Consider the following 19846-nt stretch of genomic DNA (forward strand, 5'->3'; position numbering starts at 1 on the left):
ACGATTACGATAAAACATATTTTTCCAGGCCAAGTCTTCTATACTGTTCCGACGGCGCGTCGTTTTCCTTCATTAAACGCACCATTTCCCGCACCAGCCGCTCCTCCACCGCTGGTTCCTCGATCGGATGATCCTGTTTCGGGTCCATTTCCAGATCAAAGAGCTCCGTCCGGTAGTGAACCAGGGGCTTTTTGTTGTCCGGCGTCCGGGAAAGCACAATTTCCCCAGAAATTTTCATCACTGGCACATCCTTGGTAAAAGGAAACGGCTCGGCCATCTCCGCCGTTTTCAGTTCCTCCAGGGAAAACGGCCCGCGGATATGGGTCGGCATCAGCGTATAGTTATAGAGATTTTGGCCCGCGTAAGGGTCTCCGTCAAATTCTGCGTTGGGAGCTCTCATGTAGACATAACGTCCGTCCGTGATATTTACCTGGCCGCCAAAGATGCCAAATAATCCCGCCTCCCGAACCTTCTGGTCTTTGGCGATGGTCTCCTTCAGGGAAAATCCTTGCATATCCTTTGGAATCGAAACTCCAAAGAAATCCAACAGGGTCGGTGCCATATCAATGGTCTGCACCAGTGCGTTCCGCTCTTCCCCTTTGCAGCCGCAGCGGGGATCCCAGATAAACAGCGGCGTATGAGATACTTCGTCATAAAAAGGAGCTGTGCATTTTCCCCACCAATCATGCTCCGCCAGCAGATAACCATGATCCGTATTGACAATCAGCATGGTGTCTTTCCACATGTCAAACTCATCCATCAGATTCAAGATTTCTCCCAGATAGTGATCGCACATGGTCATCAGAGCCGCATATTCATAGCGGACATGCTCCACTTCCTTCTCGCTTTCGCTTACGGGCATATAAGGAGGCCAGTCAAAATGCTTCCCATCATAGTCATGAGGGTACAGGCTCTTATAATGCTCCTGCGTAAAATAGGGCTCGTGGGGATCAAAGGTCTCAATCTGCAAAAACCAGTTATCCTCCGTCAAATTCCTCCGGATAAATTCTTTCCCACTTTCAAAGGTTCGATACTGAGGCATATCCATCTCTGATTTCAAATACCCCCGGTTGACCCAATCATTTCTCCAGAGCGCTCCCGGCTTCCGGCTGACACATTCCGGAATCTCCGGTTCTCGAACCTGACCCTTCCAGGCATCGCCTTCCTGCCCACGGATGATCTCCCAGCTGCTGTAGCGGGTATGGTAATTCGCGCCGCCATCCTCCCAATAATGGTAATGATCGCTGATCAGATGAGTATACACACCGTTCTTCTTCAGCAGCTCCGGCATGGAATCGTCAAAAGGCTCCAGCGGCCCCCAGCTGCGATGCAGAAAATTCAATCTGCCCGTGTGCAGTTCCCGGCGTGCCGGCATACAGGGCAAACTTCCCGCGTAACTCTGGTTAAATTTCACTGTTTTTTTTGCCAGCCGATCAAAATTCGGCGTTTTGACCCAGTCGCAGCCATAGGGTGACAGCATCCGGCGATTCAGCGTGTCAAACATGACCATGATTGCTTTCATCCTGCTTCTCCTTTCATTTTATAAAATATTTTTACTAATTGCGAATAAGAAAAATCCGCTGTTTATGCGCAGATTTTTTATAAATTATTTTTACTAATTACCACTATAACACAGATCTCTGATTTGTCAAGCTGTTTTTTCTTCTCTTTTTAACGGCTTTCTATCAAGATCGGGTCAACATGCGTCGCTCTTTTCCTCATTTTGAATCAACTGGCTTCTCACCGTGGAAATACACCCGAAAGCAGCGCCCCATTCTCCCAGGTTCGAGACAAAAATCCGATTTTCTTTCCTCATGTGCTCCAAGGTCAAACGGTTTACCGCCTGATTCAAGGCTTCCTCCCTACCCTTTAGCAAGAGACCCAGATAGTTTCCGATGCAGACCCGCTCCGGATGAAAACAGTTTACAATATTGCCGATGCCAACGGCCAAATAAAAAATCAATTGATCCAACTCCTCTTCCAGAATACTCTCCTTTTTTTCCTTTCGCGAAAGAAGCTCTTCCACTTGAGATAGGCCGATCTTCTCCTCAGGATAAAGCGTTCTGGCCAAAGAGCCCACTGAGGCATACATTTCCAAACATCCCCTGTTCCCGCATAGACACTGACGTCCATGGACATCGATAATGATATGCCCGAAACGGCCGGTAAATCCCTTGTCTCCCATATGAACTCCCTGACTGGAATACATGGAAAGCGTCAGTCCCATGGCCCCGTGGATATAAGCCATATCTAAATCAAAGGGGGCAAATCCAAAATCAATCTCTCCCTTGGCTCCGGCCCGTCCGGCGTTCTGAAAATACACCGGGACATCCGGAATCGCCTCCTCAAAAGCAGCGCGAATCGCAAAACCATCCCACTGATGAAGAGTAGAAATATATTCTACGATGCCTGTATTATGGTCATAGTTGCCCGGCAAGGCAATGCCGACGCCGATTACGCCTTTTTTCCAATGCCCATAATCGCTCTGATAAGCGCGAACCATCTCCGCCACGTTTTTCACAAAATTTTGAGGATTCCACCCCAGAGTTTCATCAATTTTTTGATGTAGAATACGTCCGCTGATATCTGTTACTAAAATCTTACAGCCTAAAATATTGATCTCAATTCCAATCAGCACACCTAAAGTAGGATTCAAATCCAGCAAAATCGGCGGCCGACCGACGCTGCTCTCCTCCTGCTCTAACTCGCAGACAATATCCTGTTCCAAAAGCGTTTTGACGCAGTTCGTCACCGTCATTTTATTGAGCCCGGTCTCCTGCGAAATCCGGATGCGGGAAATGGGATGCTCCCGCAAAATTTTAAAATATACATTTTCTACATTCAGGGCCTTCATCCGGTCAAAGGTCCCCTTCTCGTTCCAACGGCCTTTCGCCATCTTTGCCTCCGTTAATCAATTATTTTTACTATCAGAATTGTAACACGAAGGCCGAGAAAAGTCCAGCACCGCCTAGCCTTTATTTTCAGAACCTATTTTTACAAATTGCAAACCGGGAAAATAATTGTTTGCTGTAATTGTTGCAAGGAATAACGCAAATGGAGTAAAATTCAGGCGCTCAAACCCTACAAAATATTTTGATCTGTTTGAACGCCTGGATTTTTCCATACTTACCTTGTATCTATAAGAGCACGTGATTACCCTTCCTTTACCTTCCGAAATGCCGCAAGCGCCCGATCTAACTCTTCCTTGGTATGGGCAGCCGAGAGCTGCACGCGGATTCTTGCTCTTCCCTTTGGCACCACCGGGTACACGAAGGAACGCACATAAATTCCCTGCTTCATCATCTCTTCCGCCGCACGATTCGCCTTCTCCGCCTCATAGAACAGAATCGCTACAATCGGATGCGTACTTTCGATGATATCAAATCCGATCTTTTGGATTTCTTTCCGGAAATACTCGGTGTTTTCCCGCAGACGTTCTCTTCTCCAGTCTTCCTGCTCTGCCATCTCCAAGGCTTTTACCGAAGATGCGGCAATGGAAGGCGCCAAGGTATTGGAGAACAGGTAAGGACGGCTCTTCTGGCGCAGCAAATCCACGATTTCCGCGCTGGCTCCCACGTAGCCGCCGCTGGCTCCGCCCAGAGCTTTTCCCAAGGTTCCGGTCACAATATCCACCCGGCCCATCACGCCGCAGGCTTCCGGCGTGCCACGTCCATGTTCTCCGACAAATCCAGCCGCATGACTGTCATCTACCATAACAAGAGCGTCGTACTGCTCTGCCAAGTCACAGATCCCCGCCAGATTGGCAATGATTCCATCCATGGAAAACACGCCGTCTGTCACAATCAAGCGAATTCGGGCTTCCTTGCTCTCTTTGAGACACCGTTCCAAATCGCCCATGTCGTTGTTGTGGTAGCGATACCGTTTTGCCTTGCAAAGCCGGACGCCGTCGATGATACTGGCGTGATTGAGCTCGTCGCTGATCACCGCACAGTCTTCATCCAACAAGCACTCGAAAATCCCTCCGTTGGCATCAAAGCAGGATCCGAATAAAATCGTATCTTCCATGCCAAGAAAACCTGCCAGTTTCTTTTCCAGCGTCTTATGGATTTCCTGGGTCCCGCAGATAAACCGCACGGAAGACATACCGAAGCCCCAGCGGTCTAAGCCAGCCTTCGCTGCTTCCACCAGTTCTTCGCTCCCAGCTAATCCCAGATAATTATTGGCGCAGAAATTGATGCAGGGACCCGCTTCTTTTGTTTCGATCTGCGCGCTCTGTCTGGTTACAATCGTCTGCTCTTCCTTGTAAAGTCCCTCTTTTTTCAGATCTTTCAGCGTGTTCTGGTAATAGGAATAAGCGCTCTTTTTCATTTCGTCTCCTCCTCATGCAGCTTTGTCCAATCCAGGACCACCTTGCCAGATTTTCCCGTGTTCATTACTTCAAAGCCCTTGACAAAATCCCGGACGTCAAACCGATGGGTCAGTACACGATCGATATTTAATCCGCTTTGCAGCATCGCGATCATTTTATACCAGGTTTCAAACATTTTCCGTCCATAGATGCCCTGGATTGTCAGGCCATGGAACACCACCTTATCCCAGTCAATTTCCGGCGGTTTGCTGTGGATGCCAAGAAGAGCGATCTTTCCTCCGTTCTTCATGGTATCTACCATCATGCGAAAAGCCGCGCTGTTTCCGGACATTTCCAGTCCCACGTCAAAGCCTTCCCGCATTCCCAGCTCGTGCATCACATCTTCGATCTTCTGCTCCGCCACATTTACCGGCACGGCGCGGCTCATCTCCGATACCAGATTTAAACGGTACGGGTTCACATCCGTAATTACAATTTTTCGTGCTCCAATATGGTCGCAAATAGTAGCGGCCATAATACCGATGGGTCCCGCCCCGGTGATCAATACATCCTCGCCGACCACGTCGTAGGTCAACGCCGTATGGACCGCATTTCCCAGCGGATCAAAAGAAGAACAAATATCTTCCGAGATTTCCGGAGGGCAAACAATCACATTGTCAGCTGGAATCACCAGGTATTCGGCAAATGCGCCATCCCGCTGAACACCCACTCCGACTGTATTGGGGCAAAGATAACGGTTCCCCGCCCGGCAGTTCCGACAGGTGCCGCAGACGATGTGGCCTTCGCCGGAAACCACGTCCCCGACATGAAAGCCACGCACGGCGCTGCCTAACTCTACAATTTCTCCCACAAACTCATGCCCGATGACTCTTGGGGTTTGAATCGTTTTCTGGGACCAGGCATCCCAGTTATAAATATGCAAATCGGTTCCGCAGATAGAAGTTTTATGGATTTTAATCTTTACTTCCTCCGGTCCTGGCGACGGAATCGGCACCCGCTCCATTACCAATCCTTTCCCCGGTTCTTTTTTCACCAATGCTAACATGGTTCCATCCATATCCTTTTCTCCTTTTTCTTAATCTTCCATCATACTGCAAAAGGCACCTGCGTTTTGGTACCTTCAATTAACTTGTCAATTGAAGGTATTGTCTTTTGTGTATTTTTCTTTTAATGCTCTACCGCCAATTCCAACACTTCTGCGATTCCTTCGCTGAAGGTCGGATGGGCAAAAATCGCCTCTGAGAGCCTCGCTGCCGTCATCCCCTGTACCAGGGCTTCCGTAAAGACGGCAATCATATCCGTTGCCCGTTCGCACATCATCTGCGCGCCCAGCAATTTTCCTGTTTCCGCCTCAGTTACAATCTTAATAAATCCTCTTTCTCCGCCGGATAGTACCGTCTTTCCGTTGGCGGACATCGGATATTTTGCTGTGCTGACAGCAAGCCCCTGGCTCTTGGCTTCATCCGCAGTCAGACCCACCGACGCAATCTCCGGATTGGTATAGACGCAAGCTGGAATCGCCGCCTTGTTTTTCTTTGGCGCCCGCCCTAACATATGACAGACCGCGTTGACCGCTTCGGCAGAGGCCACATGGGCCAATTGAATTCCACCCGTCACGTCCCCAGCCGCATAGATTCCCGGAATACTTGTCTGGCCGTATTCGTCGACCAAAAGAACCCCCCGCTCCATGTCCGGCTTGATTCCTTCTTCGAAGAGCCCAACCGTATTGGCGCGGCGGCCCGTCGCCACCAGAATCCGATCTGCCATAAGCTCCTGTTCTTCGTCCTTTTCTTGAATCGTGCAAATCAGGCCGCCCTCTGCGCCCTCCCGGATCTGTTTCACCAAAGCGCCCGTATGAATTTCCACACCCCGCTTTTTCAGCGATACTTTTAGACTTTGTGCAAATTCCCGGTCCATATTGGCCAAAATTCGGTCCAATGCCTCCACGATCACAACTTCTGCCCCTAACTGACGGTAAATAGAAGCAAATTCCAATCCGATGACTCCGCCGCCAATGATGAGCAGACGACCAATCTTCTCCCGGTTTTCCAACATTGCGTCGCTATTCATCACCTGGGGCAGCTCTATACCAGGAATCGGAGGCGTCGCTGGAACCGAACCGGTACAGATCAAAATATGTTCCGCAGACAAACATTCTTCTCCCACTTTCACCGTATGGGCATCTAAAATCGTACCGGTCCCCTGTACTACCGTAACATGCTTTTTCTTCATGCCCGCAGCAATTCCGCTGCGCAGGGCGTCCAGCACTTCCGTCTTGCGGTCCTGAATTTTTTCCAGAGAAACCTCCACGTCTTTTACCGCAATTCCCAATTTTTCGCTTTCCAATATTTCCTGATAAAGCGCCGTACTATGTAAAATCGTTTTGGTCGGAATACAACCGCGGTTCAAGCAGGTCCCTCCCAGTTCGCGGCTCTCTACCAAAGCGGTTTTCATTCCATGACCCGCGGCAAAAAATGCAGATTCATAACCTGCCGGCCCGCCTCCAATGATCACCAGATCATACTGCTCTGCCATTGCTTCGTCTCCTTCCCACCGGCCTATTCGCCTTTTGATTAGATTTGCGCTTCCAGCAGCTGACAAATATCATTCCGAACACTCTCCGGCAACGCTTCCACAGCCAGCATCAGAGCCTGCCGTTCATAACGCGTTCCTGTCAGCGCCTGCTCCAATACAGAAGCCCACTCTGGGTCCATGGCATCGGAATAGACTTTTGCCTGCATAACCCGGCCTTCCTGCACAGCCATCTGAATCTGAATTTCTCCCCAGGAAAAACGCTCTTCCAGCCCATGTTCAAAAGGAAATGACGTATCGTATTTCCATTCCCGTGAAGCAAAACGCGCTTCGCCTGCCGCAAAAGCTGCTGGATCCAAACGCGCTGGATTCCATTCTTCCACCTTCATCCCATATACTTCGGCAAAGGAGCGATGCAGGCATTCACAAATGTCTGCAATCATCTCCTCTGTTTCCTGCCCCGCCGGCAGCAATTCCGCCAGATTCACTACACGAGAACGCACCGAAGCTACTCCTTTGGACTTTAACTTGCTGGACGAGACATTAAGATAACGCGCCATTTTTTCCCCATCTGTATTCACCAACAGTGTTCCATGATGGTAACAATGGTCTCCGGTCTGATAAAACGCATTGCCAGAAAATTTCCGCCCGTCAATGGTCACATCATTGCGGCCTGTTTTCTCCGCTTTCAGTCCCAACAGCTCCATCGCCCGGAGAATCACCGCCAGTTGGCGGTCTACGTCATAATTCTTTTTGCGCGCCAAAAAGGTGAAATTCAAATTTCCCAGGTCATGGTATACAGCGCCTCCACCGGAAAGACGTCTAGCCAAAAATCCGCCGTCTGCTTCCAAATTGCTGACGTTGCATTCCCGCCAGCAGTTCTGATTTCTGCCAATCACCACCGTATTCCTGTTTTGCCAAAGATAAAGAATACATTCTTCCGGCTCGCACTGGAGGAGAAGCTGCTCCTCCAGCGCCAGATTCCGGTAGGGATTCGTTTCCTTTGTCTGAATCCACGACAATTGTTTCCACATAACCAGTACCCCTTCCTTTTGCGCTTGACGCAGGGTATTTTTTAAAACGGAATGCGTTATTCTTCACCAGCAAATGCGTAACGAATCACTGGCTTTCTAGCCGCCTGAACCTCGTCCGGCCGTCCAATCGGCGTCTTTGTAGGGCTCTGATGCAACGCTTCGCCTTCCTCTTTCGCCCGTTTATAGACCTGGCGGAAGATATCGATGACATGATCCAAGGTCTCTCTCGACTCTGTCTCCGTCGGCTCTATCATCAAAGCTTCATGGACAATCAGCGGGAAGTACATGGTCGGGGGATGAATCCCGTAATCCAGCAAGGTTTTCGCCACATCCAAGGCGGATGCCCCCGTCTCATGCTTCAGCTTTGCCAAGTCCATGACAAACTCGTGCATACAGATTCCTGGGAATGCCATCTCATAGAGATCCATCAGCCCGTGCATCATATAATTGGCGTTTAACACCGCGTTCTGAGAGGCTTCGGTTATGCCCTCTCTTCCCAGCATTAAAATATAAGTCAGAGACTTTACGACCACCGCAAAGTTTCCATAAAAAGCCTTTACGCTGCCAACGGAAGTCTCCAAGCGCTCCATGGCATAGCCGTCCGCCGTCCGATTTACTCTCGGCCCCGGCAGGAAAGGAATCAGGAAATCCTTGCATCCGCAAGGGCCGCTTCCTGGTCCGCCGCCACCGTGAGGAGCAGCAAAGGTCTTATGCAGATTGAGATGTACCACATCAAATCCCATATCGCCGGGACGCGCCACGCCCATCACCGCGTTTAAATTCGCTCCGTCGTAATAGCAAAGGCCGCCGGCTCCGTGAACGATTTCTGTGATCTTTAAAATATTTCGGTCAAATAGCCCTACTGTATTGGGGTTGGTCAGCATCAGTCCTGCGGTATCCTCTCCAACCGCTGCTTTCAGCGCCTCCAAATCCACGCCGCCATCCGGCGCGGAAGGAACGTTGACGATGGTAAAACCTGCCATGGATGCGCTGGCCGGGTTCGTTCCATGGGCAGAATCCGGAACCAAAATCTTCGTCCGTTTCGAATCATTGCGGCTCTCGTGATATGCTTTGATCAGCAGCAAGCCGGTAAACTCACCGTGAGCGCCGGCTGCAGGCTGGAAGGACATGCCGTCCATGCCCGTGATCTCGCAAAGCAGCTCTTCTGCCTTTGCCAAAACGCCCAGACACCCCTGAACCGTATGAACCGGCTGCAACGGGTGAATCTCCGTAAACCCAGGAAACGCCGCCGTCTCCTCATCGATCTTGGGATTGTATTTCATCGTACAAGATCCTAAGGGGTAAAATCCGTCGTTGACCCCATAGGTTTGCCCAGCAAGCGCGGTATAATGTCTGCTGATATCCGTTTCCGAAACCTGCGGCAAATGAAGCTCCTGATCCCGGCAAAGGCCCTCCGGCAAAACCACGGGTACATCGCATTCCGGCAAAACCGAACAGCCGCGCCCTTCTCTGCTTCGTTCAAAAATCAGTTCCATGACGCACATACCTCCTTTACCAGCGAAACAAGTTCATCCATCTCCGTCCGAGTATTCCGCTCCGTCGTACACCAGAGAATTTCATTTTCTCCAACCGGAAGGCCGCCAAGATATCCTTTCTTTTCCAATGCGGACAGGATTGCTGCCGCCGGTACCGGCGTAACCGTGACGAATTCATGGAAATACGGCTGCGCATACTTAAGCGTCAAACCGGCTTTGGCCAATGCTTCCTGCAGATAGTGCGCTTTTGAAGTGCACTGCGTTGCTGCCTGAACGAGTCCCTCCCGGCCCATCACACTGAGATAAACGCCTGCGGTCAAGGCACAGAGCGCCTGATTGGAACAAACGTTGCTGCTGGCCTTTTCTCTGCGGATATGCTGTTCTCTCGCCTGTAGGGTCAGCACAAACGCCCGATTTCCTTTTGCGTCTACCGTCTGACCAACGATACGGCCAGGCAATTTTCTCATCATGGCAGACGACGCTGTCATAATTCCCAGATAAGGGCCGCCAAAATTCATTGATAGTCCCAGCGGCTGCCCTTCTCCTACCGCGATATCCGCCCCATATTCGGCAGGCGTCTTTAAGACTGCCAGGGCAATAGGGTTGAATCCCATAATGTATTTGGCGCCGGCTTCATGGGCCATCGTCCCCAACGCATCATAATCTTCTAAGATGCCGTAAAAGTTCGGCTGCTGTACATAGAGACACGCGCTCTCCGAATCCAGCAATTCTTTTAGCGCATCCAAGTCCGTAACGCCGTCTTTTTCCGGAACGACTTTCACTTCCGTATTATTACCATAGCAGTAAGTACGAATGACCTGAATCACTTCTGGATTGGCGGTTGCGCTGACCAGAATCGTATGGCGCTTCCGGTCCATACACATGGCGGCCGCCTCCGCCGCTGCCGTCGCTCCATCGTAAACGGAAGCATTGGAAGCATCCAGACCAGTCAATTCACACATCATCGTCTGATATTCAAAAATCGACTGCAAAACACCTTGGCTGATTTCCGCCTGGTAAGGCGTATAGGCGGTAATAAACTCTTCTTTTGCCGTAATCCGCTTTACTGCGGCGGGAATGTAATGGCGATAAGCCCCAGCCCCGCGAAATACATGCCGAAATACCTGGTTTTTTCCAGCCAGCTCTGCCAACGCCTCGTAGGCTTCCATCTCCGACATGCCCTCCGGCAGATTTAGACCATCTTTTACCCGAACTTCTTCCGGAACGTCCGCAAACAATTCCTCAAAGCTGTGAAAACCAATGGACTCCAGCATCTCCTGCTGCTCGTTCTTCGTAGATACTACAAAGCGTCCCATGCTCAGCCCTCCGCTTCCTCTGCGACAAATGCCTCATAGGCATCCGCCGTCAGCATCTCTTCCTCTTCCGTAATTTCCTCCACTTTGATAAACCATGCCTCGTAAGGAGCCTCATTGATTTTCTGCGGGTTATCCAAAAGCTCTTCGTTGATTTCTTTTACTACGCCGCTGACCGGGGACATGACGTCAGACACCGCTTTTACCGACTCTACGTCGCCGAAAGCTTCGCCGACAGATACGCTGTCGCCTACCTCAGGCAGATTGACAAAGACCAGATCTCCCAGGGCATCCTGAGCATAATCGCTGATGCCAATGATGGCGGTGTCGCCTTCCCTCTTGATCCACTCGTGAGACTTCACATACTTCAGGTTTACAGGATACTCCATTTTCTTTTCCTCCTCCAATATAGATCCCTTTTTTATTTAATTTGCTTCCTTTTTGTAAAAGGGAAGCTTTACGATCTCAGCTGCTACCTTCCGTCCCCGGACATCCGCCTCCAACACGCTGCCTACTGTGGCTACGCCTGCTTCCACCAAAGCCATAGCGATGGGATAGCCCAGATAAGGCGCATGGGTTCCGGAAGTGGTACGGCCAACTAGGCGTCCGTTCGCATATAAGTCGCAATGTTCCCGGATGATACCGCGTCCGGTTACTTTCAGTCCGATGCGCTTCCGCGCGGGAGTCCCCCTCAGTTCCAAGGCGGCTTTTCCGATGAAATCGGTCTTTTCCATCTTGACAAACATGCCAAGACCAGCTTCCCTTGGGCTAACGCTGTCGTCCATCTCATGGCCGTATAAAGGCATTCCTGCTTCTAGGCGAAGGGTATCTCTTGCTCCCAATCCACAGGGAATCAAGCCTTCCGGTTTTCCTTCCGCCAGCAGCAGATCCCAGAGCGCCGGTCCTTGCTTTGCATCACAGTAAAATTCAAATCCATCTGCTCCCGTATATCCGGTGCGTGAAATGATGCAGGGAATCTCGCCCACTTTGCCGTCAAATACCGCGCTGTAATAGGCGGTAGGAATGTTCTCTTCCGCAGTCAGTCTACGAAGAATCTGTTCTGCCAGGGGTCCCTGTAAGGCGATCTGGACAATTTCTTCTGAGATGTCCGTGAAGCATACTTCTCCGGTCTGGTGCGCTTTCATCCAGGCAAAGTCTTTGTCTTTATTGGCCGCGTTGACCACGATAAAGTAATTTTCGTCTGCTTCCTTGTAAACGATCAGATCGTCTACCACGCCGCCCTGCTCGTTGCACATGGGGCTATACCTGGCCTGGCCGTCGTACATCACCGTAAAATCATTGGTTAACAGGCGATTTAAGTTTTTCAGCGCGTCCTTTCCTGTGCAGCGGATCTCACCCATGTGGGATACGTCGAACATCCCGCAGCCTTCACGGACTGCTTTATGCTCGGCAATCACTCCTGCCGGGTACTGCACCGGCAGCAGGTAGCCGGCAAAGGGGACGATTTTGCCTCCAGCAGCCACATGGTTTTCATAAAGTGGGGTTTTCTTTTCCATATACAGCTCCTTCTCCTTTTCGCAATCTTTTTCTTTTTTAAAAGCCAGCTGCTTCGCTCCTTCGGCGCTACCGCAGCTGCCGCCCCGTATTCGCAATCCAGGCTATCGCCTTACTTGCTCATACGGGTCAGCCCATCCGATGTCTGAGCGCTTACGCAAGCAAGCTTGCGACGCCGCTCAGCCGCCGGATGGGGCTTTTATAGTAAAAAAATAGACAGAAACAAAACGAAAATAAAACTTCGTTTTGTCTCTGTCCGTTTACCTGAAAGATTTATCCTGAACCAGGACTTACTTCGTCGGTGATGTTACGCTCTCCAGAGTTTCGTCAGAATCCGATCTTTTTGCCTGAGAGTTTTGCCCCTTCGGCGCCATATGCATGGTCTCTCTCGAATTCCTCATACGATTCTTTATCTAGTTGCTTATTTTAACGGATTCATCATGATTTGTCAATCACTTTTTCTCCATTAACAAAACTATTCTGTTGCCCACTGAAAAATGTCCCGTTCCACACAAACGTTTAAGCCGCAGCAGCAACGGAGAGATTTGGTTAGTCATGTAACGTTTCCGCAATAGCCTTCAGTTTCCGCAAACGATGATTGACGCCGGATTTTCCCACCGGAGGGCTCAGCAAATTTCCCAGATCTTTTAAAGGCATATCCGGATATTCCAGACGGATATAGGCCATTTCCCGCAGATTGTCCGGCAAACTGTCCAGGCCTTGTTTTTCTTCAATCAGTCGGATATCCCGGACCTGCTCCACAGCTGCCGAAACGGTTTTATTTAGGTTTGCTGTCTCGCAGTTTACCTTACGATTGACAGAACCGCTGATCCCCCGAAGAATACGGATATTTTCCAGCTCCATTAAACTGACGTGAGCCTCCATAATATTCAAAAGATCCACAATTCCATCGCTTTCTTTTACATAAACGACATGATATTTTTTTCTCTGCACAATCTTCGCATCGATGTCAAAAGAAATCATGGCTTTTTGAATCTGGCCCGCCTTCCCGGCATTGGCGCATACGATCTCAAAATGATACGATTTTTGTGGATTACTGATCGAGCCGGAGCTTAAAAATGCGCCCCGAAGAAAAGCCCGGCGACAGCAGGCGCTCTGGATGACTCGGTTGTCCACCGGCAATTCCAGATCCCGCAACACTCCGTTCTCCTGCAAAAATTTTGTCGCCTGCAAGACCCGCGAGACATCCTCATGGTGCCGCAAAGCCAGCGTGTACACCCTGCTTTTCTTCCAATCTCCGCTTCCCATCACAGAGACATCCGGCTGCAGATGAAAAATACAGTTCAGAAGCATCCCAGCTTTTCTGGCCACCATAGGACTTTCACTTTGAATCACCAAAAAAAGCCTTCCATCCAGCCGTACGGAAACACGTCCGCAGGCGCTGATAATGGCCGCCAGTTCCGCCAGCCGGCAGTGACGCGCATTGCTCATATGCTTTTCCAGCTCTTCTTTCGCGCTGAAAGAAAAAGACATATTAAAATTCCCCCAGACATCGAATTTCCATCTCTAACTCTACGCCGAACTTCTCCCGAACACGCTGGGCCACCTCCCGGCAAAGCGACAGAATGTCCGAAGCCGTGGCGTCTCCCCGGTTGATCACAAAACCACAATGCTTTTCCGACACTTGCGCGCCTCCCACCGAAAATCCGGAAAGTCCGGTATCTTGAATCAACTTTCCTGCAAAATAACCGGCTGGTCTTTTAAAGGTGCTCCCAGCGCTGGGATATTCCAAAGGCTGCTTTGCTCTTCGCATCGCCGCAAGTTCCGCCATCCGCTCTTTTATCGTTTCTATGCACCCATCCTTCAATTGAAACTCCGCCGCAGTTACCACATAGTGTTCTTCTGGCACCGCACTGGTGCGATAACCCATTCGCATCTGCTCTGGCGTCAGCCAAATCAGATCTCCGGCTTCCGTAAGTACTTGGACGGCTGTAAGCACATCTTTCATTTCTCCGCCGTAAGCGCCCGCGTTCATTGTCACGGCACCGCCTAGGCTCCCCGGTATCCCAGCCGCAAACTCCAAACCAGTAAGGCCAGCCGCGCAGGCCTGTTTTGCCAGCTGCGCCAAGGAAATCCCTGCTTCCGCATAAATCCGCTCTCCGTCCACCTGACAGGCGGCAAGCTCCGAACCAAGATGAAGCATCACTCCATCATATCCCTTGTCGCCAACCAGCAGGTTGCTTCCTTTTCCCAAAATATAATGGGGAATCTCTTTCTTTCGGCAACAACCAGCCAAAGCGGTCAGCTCGTCAACTGTTTTCGGTTCCACAAAGAGCGTCGCCGGTCCTCCTACTTGAAAAGTTGTATGGCGGCTCATCGGCTCATTTTGAAGAAAAGCAGCCTCCGGAGCCACCTCTCGCAACTGTTCCAACCAATTTATCATGATCCTCTCCTATCGGTTCTTCAGCATATTGTTCTGTACTCGCTTATACAGCTCCGCTACCGCGTCATATCCCATCTTTTTCTGACGGTAGTTGACTGCCGCCGCCTCGACGATCACAGCCACATTCCGCCCAGGGCGCACGGGGATGGAATAGCATATGACCTTATTTCCCAGATATTCCACATAATCTTCATTGTTTCCCAAGCGGTCATAGGTTTTCACCCGGTCCCATTCCTCCAGACGAATCACCATGTCCACATCCTGCTCTTCCTTGACGCTCTCCACGCCAAACAGAGTCTTCACATCAATAATGCCGATTCCCCGCAGTTCAATAAAATGGCGGGTCACTTCCGGGGCCGAGCCGATCAACCGTTCTTCATTGATCCGACGCAGCTCCACAGCGTCGTCCGCTACCAACCGGTGGCCACGCTTAATCAGCTCCAATGCCGCTTCGCTTTTTCCAATACCACTCTCTCCGATAATCAATACGCCTTCTCCAAATACATCGATCAAAACGCCGTGCATCACCATGGTCGGCGCTGTTTTTTCCTGGACATAGTGCAGGATTCTCGCATATAGATCTGCAGTCACACGTTTGCTGGATAGAATCGGGACTTCCGCCTTACGTGCCGCGTCAAGTATAATATCATCCGGCATATGTCCACGGCAAAACACCATGCAGGGCACCGCAAAGCTGAACAATTTCTCAAAGATTTCTGCTTTTCGCTCCGGAGAAAGAGTCTCCATATAAGCCATCTCCGCATTGCCGATCAGCTGTACTCGGCAGTAGTCAAAATGTTCAAAAAAGCCGGCTATCTGCAAAGCCGGCCTACTGATAATCCCTTCTGCTTTCAGCATCTGGCTGTCTAAATCAACCTCCGGCGTTAAATTTACCAGATTCATCGCTCGCGCCAACTGCCCGACACTAATCTGATCCATCGCGCGTCCTCCTATATTTTGCTATGCTTCCTAACTACTCTTCACTCTGGTTCAGTCCGACCTAAGGAATCCTCAGATCATGGTTCCTTTATACTCTGGTTCAATCCGACCCCAGGACTCCTCCCATCTTCGGTGGGCCCCTCCTCAGGTCATGTGGCAGGCCCCTCCTTAGGTCATATCATAACATAAAATAAATTTTACTTCAACGGAACTTCCCCATCATGGAAAAACGCATACACCACCTCGGCCACGCCCCGATTCATCTCTGGTAAAGCGGCGATATCCTCCACGCTTGCAGCTTTCATGGCATCGATGGTTTTAAACTCTCTCATCAACGCCTTTCTGCGCACCGGCCCGACGCCGTCGATGTCATCCAAAATCGAATGAATTTGGGCTTTTCCCCGGCGAGCCCGGTGATACGTAATTGCAAACCGGTGGGCTTCGTCCTGAATTCGGGTAATCAGCTGAAAGGCTTCGGAGTGATGATCCAGAGGCAGTTCCTGATTTTCAAAATAAAGGCCGCGGGTCCGGTGATTGTCGTCCTTTACCATGCCGCAAACCGGGATCGAAAGCCCCAGGCTTTGGAGCACCCGCTCCGCCACATTGACCTGTCCCCGGCCGCCATCCATCAAAAGCAGATCCGGAAAATGACTGAAGCTCCCATAGTTCTCTTCCATTCCCTTTTCCCGCAGCATCTCCATCTCTTCGAGCCCATGGGAAAAACGGCGGGTAAGTACTTCCTCCATCGATGCGTAATCGTTGGCTCCTTTTACCCACTGAATCTTAAATTTCCGGTAATCGTTTCGCTTTGGGCGGCCATTTTCATAGACTACCATAGAACCCACCGACTCAAATCCGCTGATATTGGAAATATCGAAAGCTTCCATCCGGCACAAGCCTTCCCGCCCCAACAAAGCTTCCAGCTGGTGGACAGCCCCCATGGTACGGGCTTCCTCTCGTTTTACTTTTTCCCGGTCCTGACTTAGAATCAGCTTTGCATTTTTCTCCGCCAATTCCACCAATTGATGCTTTTCTCCTCTCTTCGGAACCACCACCGAGACCTTATGCCCACTTTTCGCACTCAGCCATTTCTCGATCAGCGCCCCATCTGGCAATTCCTCCGGCACAAAAATTTCCCGTGGAAAAAAGGGCGTTCCCGCATAAAACTGTTTCACAAACTCTGAGACTACCTGGCCTTTCTCATCCCCTTCCGCCACTTTCACATGGAAATGCTCCCGGCCAATCAAACGGCCTTCCCGGATAAAAAAGACCTGGACAATGGCATCCTCTCCTTCGATGGCCAACGCCACGATATCCCGATTTTCCTGCCCGTTGTCCGTTACTTTTTGCTGCTGTTCCGTTCTCTGAACACTGAACAAAAGCTCCCGGTAACCCATAGCCGCCTCAAAGTCTAACGCATCGGACGCTTCCTGCATCTTTTCTTTCAGATGTCTTTGAACCGGGCCAAAATTTCCCTTTAAAAATTCCTGCGCCTTATCAATCGCCTCCCGGTATTCTTCCGCACTAATATACCCCTGGCAGGGCGCATCGCACTGATGAATATGATAATTCAAGCAGGGGCGTTCTTTTCCTGTGTCCGCAGGCAGGTTTCTCCGGCAAGTGCGGATTCGGTAAAGCTTTTGTACCAGACGGATACTGTCTTTCACCGCGCCCACATCAGTATAAGGCCCGTAATATTTGGATTTATCTTTCTTCATGGTGTGTGCAATCAGAATCCGCGGAAAGGCTTCCTCTATCGTCACCCGGATAAACGGATACCCCTTATCATCTGTCAGCATCGTATTATATTTCGGATGGTGCTCCTTAATCAGATTACATTCCAGCACCAAGGCCTCGGTCTCCGAATCGGTGATAATAAACTCGAACCAGGCAATCTGACTGACCATGCGCAGGATCTTTGGAGATTTATTGCTGCTATTTTGAAAATACTGGCGGACACGGTTCTTCAAATTGATCGCCTTTCCCACATAGATAATATGGTCGGCTTGGTCGTGCATCAGATAAACCCCCGGCTTATCCGGCAATTTTTTCAACTCTTCTTTGATATCAAACATCGAACGTTCTCCTCGTAAAATCAGCCTCCGGTAAGGGTTGCTTATCGAAGGCTGAAACGATTTACTTCTCCTATTTTCTGACCGGACGCTTCATTCTAACCCGGTGGGGAATGGGGGTATCCGCCTTTTTGCTATGTCTTACGCGGCGTCTGAGAAGCTCACGTCTGACAATACGCTCCACCTCCGCAGAGGTATACATAGACTTCCTCCCAGCTTTCATCAGCGGACGCTCAGAGGAAACTCTCGATTCCAAAGAATCCGTCTTCCCATCTTTGGAAAGCGGCCCATGGACTTCTTCCAGAATCTGCATGAATTCTTTTCCAGTAATCGTCTCTCTCTCAATCAAAAATGCCGCAATCGTTTCCAGGGATTCTTTATTTTCCTCGATGATGGCTTTTGCTTTGGCGTAAGACTCTTTCAGCATCTCCTTTACCACTCCGTCCACCTGGGCTGCCGTATTGTCCCCACAGTTTAAAACGGCGCGGCCGTCCAGATATTGGCCTTCGATAGTCTCCAGACCCATCAGTCCGAATTCCTCGCTCATACCAAAACGAGTTACCATGGCGCGGGCCATCTTCGTCGCTTTTTCAATATCGTTGGACGCGCCGGTGGAAACGGAATCAAAGAAAATCTCTTCGGAAGCCCGGCCTGCCAAAAGGGTAATCAACTCAGCTTCCAGCTCTACCTTTGTCATCAAAAACTTCTCTTCTTCCGGCGTCTGCATCACATAGCCGAGAGAACCCATGGTACGGGGCACAATAGTGATCTTCTGCACCGGCTCTGTGTGTTTCTGAAGAGCCGCCACCAGGGCGTGGCCGACTTCATGGTAGGCCACCATCTTTTTCTCCTGGGCGTTCATGATCCGGTCTTTCTTTTCCTTACCAGCGATGACGACCTCCACCGACTCAAACAGATCTGCCTGGCTGACCGCCTTACGCCCCTGCTTAACCGCTAAAATCGCCGCCTCATTGATCATATTGGCAAGATCCGAACCCACGGCACCGGACGTAGCCATAGCGATATCTTCCAAGTTCACCGTATCGTCCATCAAAACACTCTTTGAATGAACTTTCAGTACGGCCAAACGACCTTTCAAATCCGGCTTATCCACAATAATCCGGCGATCCAAACGGCCCGGACGCAGCAAAGCCGGATCTAAGACTTCCGGACGGTTGGTCGCTGCCAAGATAAATACGCCCTTGGAGGAGTCAAAACCGTCCATCTCCGCCAAAAGCTGATTTAAGGTCTGCTCCCGCTCATCGTTCCCGCCAAAGCGAGTATCTCTGCTTTTTCCGATCGCGTCAATCTCATCAATGAATACGATACAAGGAGCCTGCTGTTGGGCCTGTTTAAACAAATCGCGCACACGGGACGCGCCGACGCCCACAAACATCTCCACGAAATCGGAGCCTGCTAAAGAGAAAAAAGGAACCCGCGCTTCGCCGGCAACCGCCTTGGCAAGCAAAGTTTTTCCCGTTCCGGGAGGGCCCACCAGAAGCGCTCCCTTGGGCAGTTTTGCCCCAATGGCTGTATACTTTCCGGGGTTATGCAAAAAGTCCACGATTTCCACCAAAGACTCTTCCGCTTCATCCTGTCCAGCCACATCTTTAAAGGTAACGCCGGTCTCCCGCTGCATGTAGACTTTAGCATTGCTTTTCCCAACGCCCATCAGGCCGCCTCCGCCGCCTTTGCGCATCATAATGTTAAAGACCAGCAAAATCAAAAACACCGGAATAATATAGATCAAAAGTTCCATCAACCAAGAACTTTTTTCTATCACCGTTCCTTTGTAGTCTTCGATTCCATTCTCTTCAAAAAGTTGTTTCAAATCTTTGTTGGTTACAATCGCGGTATAATACTTTTCCTCGCTGTTTCCACTCTCAGATTTTACCGTGATGGTCACTTTGTTATAGTATTCGTCCAGAACGACTTCCACGACCTCCCTGGTCTCCACCAGCTTTTCAAATTCCGGATAGGAAATCTCCTGCGACTGCCCTCCCCCCAGCGACCGAGTCAGAAAGGTCACGACAAACAGCATCAGCATCCCCAACGCCGCCATCGCCATAAAATTTTGATTCCGCTTCCCATTGTTGTTCTGCGGATTATTTCGGTTCGGTTCCATTCAATATCTCCTTCGAATTTCACTTATGTATCCGCCGATTCCGGCGGAAGCGTAAAGTCATGCACTATTTATTATAAAATTCGTTT

General features: G+C 50.3%; 15 protein-coding genes and 1 riboswitch. All 15 genes read right to left on the reverse strand.

What is annotated here, in order from left to right; genetic code table 11:
• Positions 1 to 4: 4 nt before the first annotated feature.
• On the reverse strand, positions 5 to 1522 hold the full coding sequence (locus ACCC71_RS10250; protein ID WP_434309532.1) for a sulfatase: 1518 nt from the start codon (positions 1520 to 1522) through the stop codon (positions 5 to 7).
• A 174-nt stretch (positions 1523 to 1696) separates the two neighbouring features.
• Complete coding sequence (locus tag ACCC71_RS10255) at positions 1697 to 2896, reverse strand: ROK family protein (protein ID WP_434309533.1); 1200 nt, start codon at positions 2894 to 2896, stop codon at positions 1697 to 1699.
• A 257-nt stretch (positions 2897 to 3153) separates the two neighbouring features.
• Positions 3154 to 4329 carry a glycine C-acetyltransferase gene (locus ACCC71_RS10260; RefSeq protein WP_434309534.1) on the reverse strand — a complete coding sequence of 392 codons (1176 nt, stop codon included), beginning with the start codon at positions 4327 to 4329 and terminating at the stop codon, positions 3154 to 3156.
• A complete protein-coding gene (gene tdh / locus ACCC71_RS10265) occupies positions 4326 to 5387 on the reverse strand; it encodes an L-threonine 3-dehydrogenase (protein WP_434309535.1) in 1062 nt (353 codons plus the stop codon). Before tdh ends, ACCC71_RS10260 begins: the two co-directional genes overlap by 4 nt.
• 110 nt (positions 5388 to 5497) lie before the next feature.
• The gene (gene lpdA / locus ACCC71_RS10270) at positions 5498 to 6865 is read right to left on the reverse strand and encodes a dihydrolipoyl dehydrogenase (RefSeq protein ID WP_434309536.1); all 1368 of its coding nucleotides are present in this window, start codon (positions 6863 to 6865) and stop codon (positions 5498 to 5500) included.
• Positions 6866 to 6903: 38 nt separating this feature from the next.
• Positions 6904 to 7896 (reverse strand): lipoate--protein ligase, encoded by a 993-nt coding sequence (locus ACCC71_RS10275; RefSeq protein ID WP_434309537.1) that lies wholly within the window; start codon positions 7894 to 7896, stop codon positions 6904 to 6906.
• A 56-nt stretch (positions 7897 to 7952) separates the two neighbouring features.
• Entirely contained in the window at positions 7953 to 9392 is a 1440-nt protein-coding gene (gene gcvPB / locus ACCC71_RS10280) for an aminomethyl-transferring glycine dehydrogenase subunit GcvPB (protein ID WP_434309538.1), read from the reverse strand.
• On the reverse strand, positions 9383 to 10708 hold the full coding sequence (gene gcvPA, locus ACCC71_RS10285) for an aminomethyl-transferring glycine dehydrogenase subunit GcvPA (RefSeq protein ID WP_434309539.1): 1326 nt from the start codon (positions 10706 to 10708) through the stop codon (positions 9383 to 9385). The genes gcvPB and gcvPA overlap by 10 nt, the downstream gene beginning before the upstream one ends.
• A 2-nt stretch (positions 10709 to 10710) precedes the next feature.
• Positions 10711 to 11094, reverse strand: a complete 384-nt coding sequence (gene gcvH, locus ACCC71_RS10290) for a glycine cleavage system protein GcvH (RefSeq protein ID WP_434309540.1) — start codon at positions 11092 to 11094, stop codon at positions 10711 to 10713.
• Positions 11095 to 11130: 36 nt separating this feature from the next.
• Positions 11131 to 12222 carry a glycine cleavage system aminomethyltransferase GcvT gene (gene gcvT, locus ACCC71_RS10295; protein ID WP_434309541.1) on the reverse strand — a complete coding sequence of 364 codons (1092 nt, stop codon included), beginning with the start codon at positions 12220 to 12222 and terminating at the stop codon, positions 11131 to 11133.
• A 323-nt stretch (positions 12223 to 12545) separates the two neighbouring features.
• Positions 12546 to 12621: riboswitch (glycine riboswitch) on the reverse strand.
• Positions 12622 to 12769: 148 nt separating this feature from the next.
• Positions 12770 to 13714 carry a DNA-binding protein WhiA gene (gene whiA, locus ACCC71_RS10300; protein ID WP_434309542.1) on the reverse strand — a complete coding sequence of 315 codons (945 nt, stop codon included), beginning with the start codon at positions 13712 to 13714 and terminating at the stop codon, positions 12770 to 12772.
• A 1-nt stretch (position 13715) separates the two neighbouring features.
• Positions 13716 to 14624: a UDP-N-acetylmuramate dehydrogenase gene (gene murB / locus ACCC71_RS10305; protein WP_434309543.1), complete on the reverse strand. Its 909-nt coding sequence runs from the start codon at positions 14622 to 14624 to the stop codon at positions 13716 to 13718.
• Between the two features lie 9 nt (positions 14625 to 14633).
• Positions 14634 to 15563: an HPr(Ser) kinase/phosphatase gene (hprK, locus tag ACCC71_RS10310; protein WP_434309544.1), complete on the reverse strand. Its 930-nt coding sequence runs from the start codon at positions 15561 to 15563 to the stop codon at positions 14634 to 14636.
• A 197-nt stretch (positions 15564 to 15760) separates the two neighbouring features.
• The gene (gene uvrC, locus ACCC71_RS10315) at positions 15761 to 17638 is read right to left on the reverse strand and encodes an excinuclease ABC subunit UvrC (protein WP_434309545.1); all 1878 of its coding nucleotides are present in this window, start codon (positions 17636 to 17638) and stop codon (positions 15761 to 15763) included.
• Between the two features lie 70 nt (positions 17639 to 17708).
• Positions 17709 to 19760 carry an ATP-dependent zinc metalloprotease FtsH gene (gene ftsH, locus ACCC71_RS10320; protein ID WP_434309546.1) on the reverse strand — a complete coding sequence of 684 codons (2052 nt, stop codon included), beginning with the start codon at positions 19758 to 19760 and terminating at the stop codon, positions 17709 to 17711.
• Positions 19761 to 19846: the final 86 nt, after the last annotated feature.

Origin of the sequence: Hominifimenecus sp. rT4P-3, assembly GCF_051055405.1 — a bacterium.
In the GTDB taxonomy this organism is placed as follows: Bacteria; Bacillota; Clostridia; order Lachnospirales; family Lachnospiraceae; genus Pseudolachnospira.

Coding starts and splice junctions, on each gene's coding strand:
- ACCC71_RS10250 (WP_434309532.1), bottom strand. CDS start 1,522: ATGAAAGCAATCATGGTCATGTTTGACACGCTGAATCGCCGGATGCTG.
- ACCC71_RS10255 (WP_434309533.1), bottom strand. CDS start 2,896: ATGGCGAAAGGCCGTTGGAACGAGAAGGGGACCTTTGACCGGATGAAG.
- ACCC71_RS10260 (WP_434309534.1), bottom strand. CDS start 4,329: ATGAAAAAGAGCGCTTATTCCTATTACCAGAACACGCTGAAAGATCTG.
- tdh (WP_434309535.1), bottom strand. CDS start 5,387: ATGGATGGAACCATGTTAGCATTGGTGAAAAAAGAACCGGGGAAAGGA.
- lpdA (WP_434309536.1), bottom strand. CDS start 6,865: ATGGCAGAGCAGTATGATCTGGTGATCATTGGAGGCGGGCCGGCAGGT.
- ACCC71_RS10275 (WP_434309537.1), bottom strand. CDS start 7,896: ATGTGGAAACAATTGTCGTGGATTCAGACAAAGGAAACGAATCCCTAC.
- gcvPB (WP_434309538.1), bottom strand. CDS start 9,392: ATGGAACTGATTTTTGAACGAAGCAGAGAAGGGCGCGGCTGTTCGGTT.
- gcvPA (WP_434309539.1), bottom strand. CDS start 10,708: ATGGGACGCTTTGTAGTATCTACGAAGAACGAGCAGCAGGAGATGCTG.
- gcvH (WP_434309540.1), bottom strand. CDS start 11,094: ATGGAGTATCCTGTAAACCTGAAGTATGTGAAGTCTCACGAGTGGATC.
- gcvT (WP_434309541.1), bottom strand. CDS start 12,222: ATGGAAAAGAAAACCCCACTTTATGAAAACCATGTGGCTGCTGGAGGC.
- whiA (WP_434309542.1), bottom strand. CDS start 13,714: ATGTCTTTTTCTTTCAGCGCGAAAGAAGAGCTGGAAAAGCATATGAGC.
- murB (WP_434309543.1), bottom strand. CDS start 14,624: ATGATAAATTGGTTGGAACAGTTGCGAGAGGTGGCTCCGGAGGCTGCT.
- hprK (WP_434309544.1), bottom strand. CDS start 15,563: ATGGATCAGATTAGTGTCGGGCAGTTGGCGCGAGCGATGAATCTGGTA.
- uvrC (WP_434309545.1), bottom strand. CDS start 17,638: ATGTTTGATATCAAAGAAGAGTTGAAAAAATTGCCGGATAAGCCGGGG.
- ftsH (WP_434309546.1), bottom strand. CDS start 19,760: ATGGAACCGAACCGAAATAATCCGCAGAACAACAATGGGAAGCGGAAT.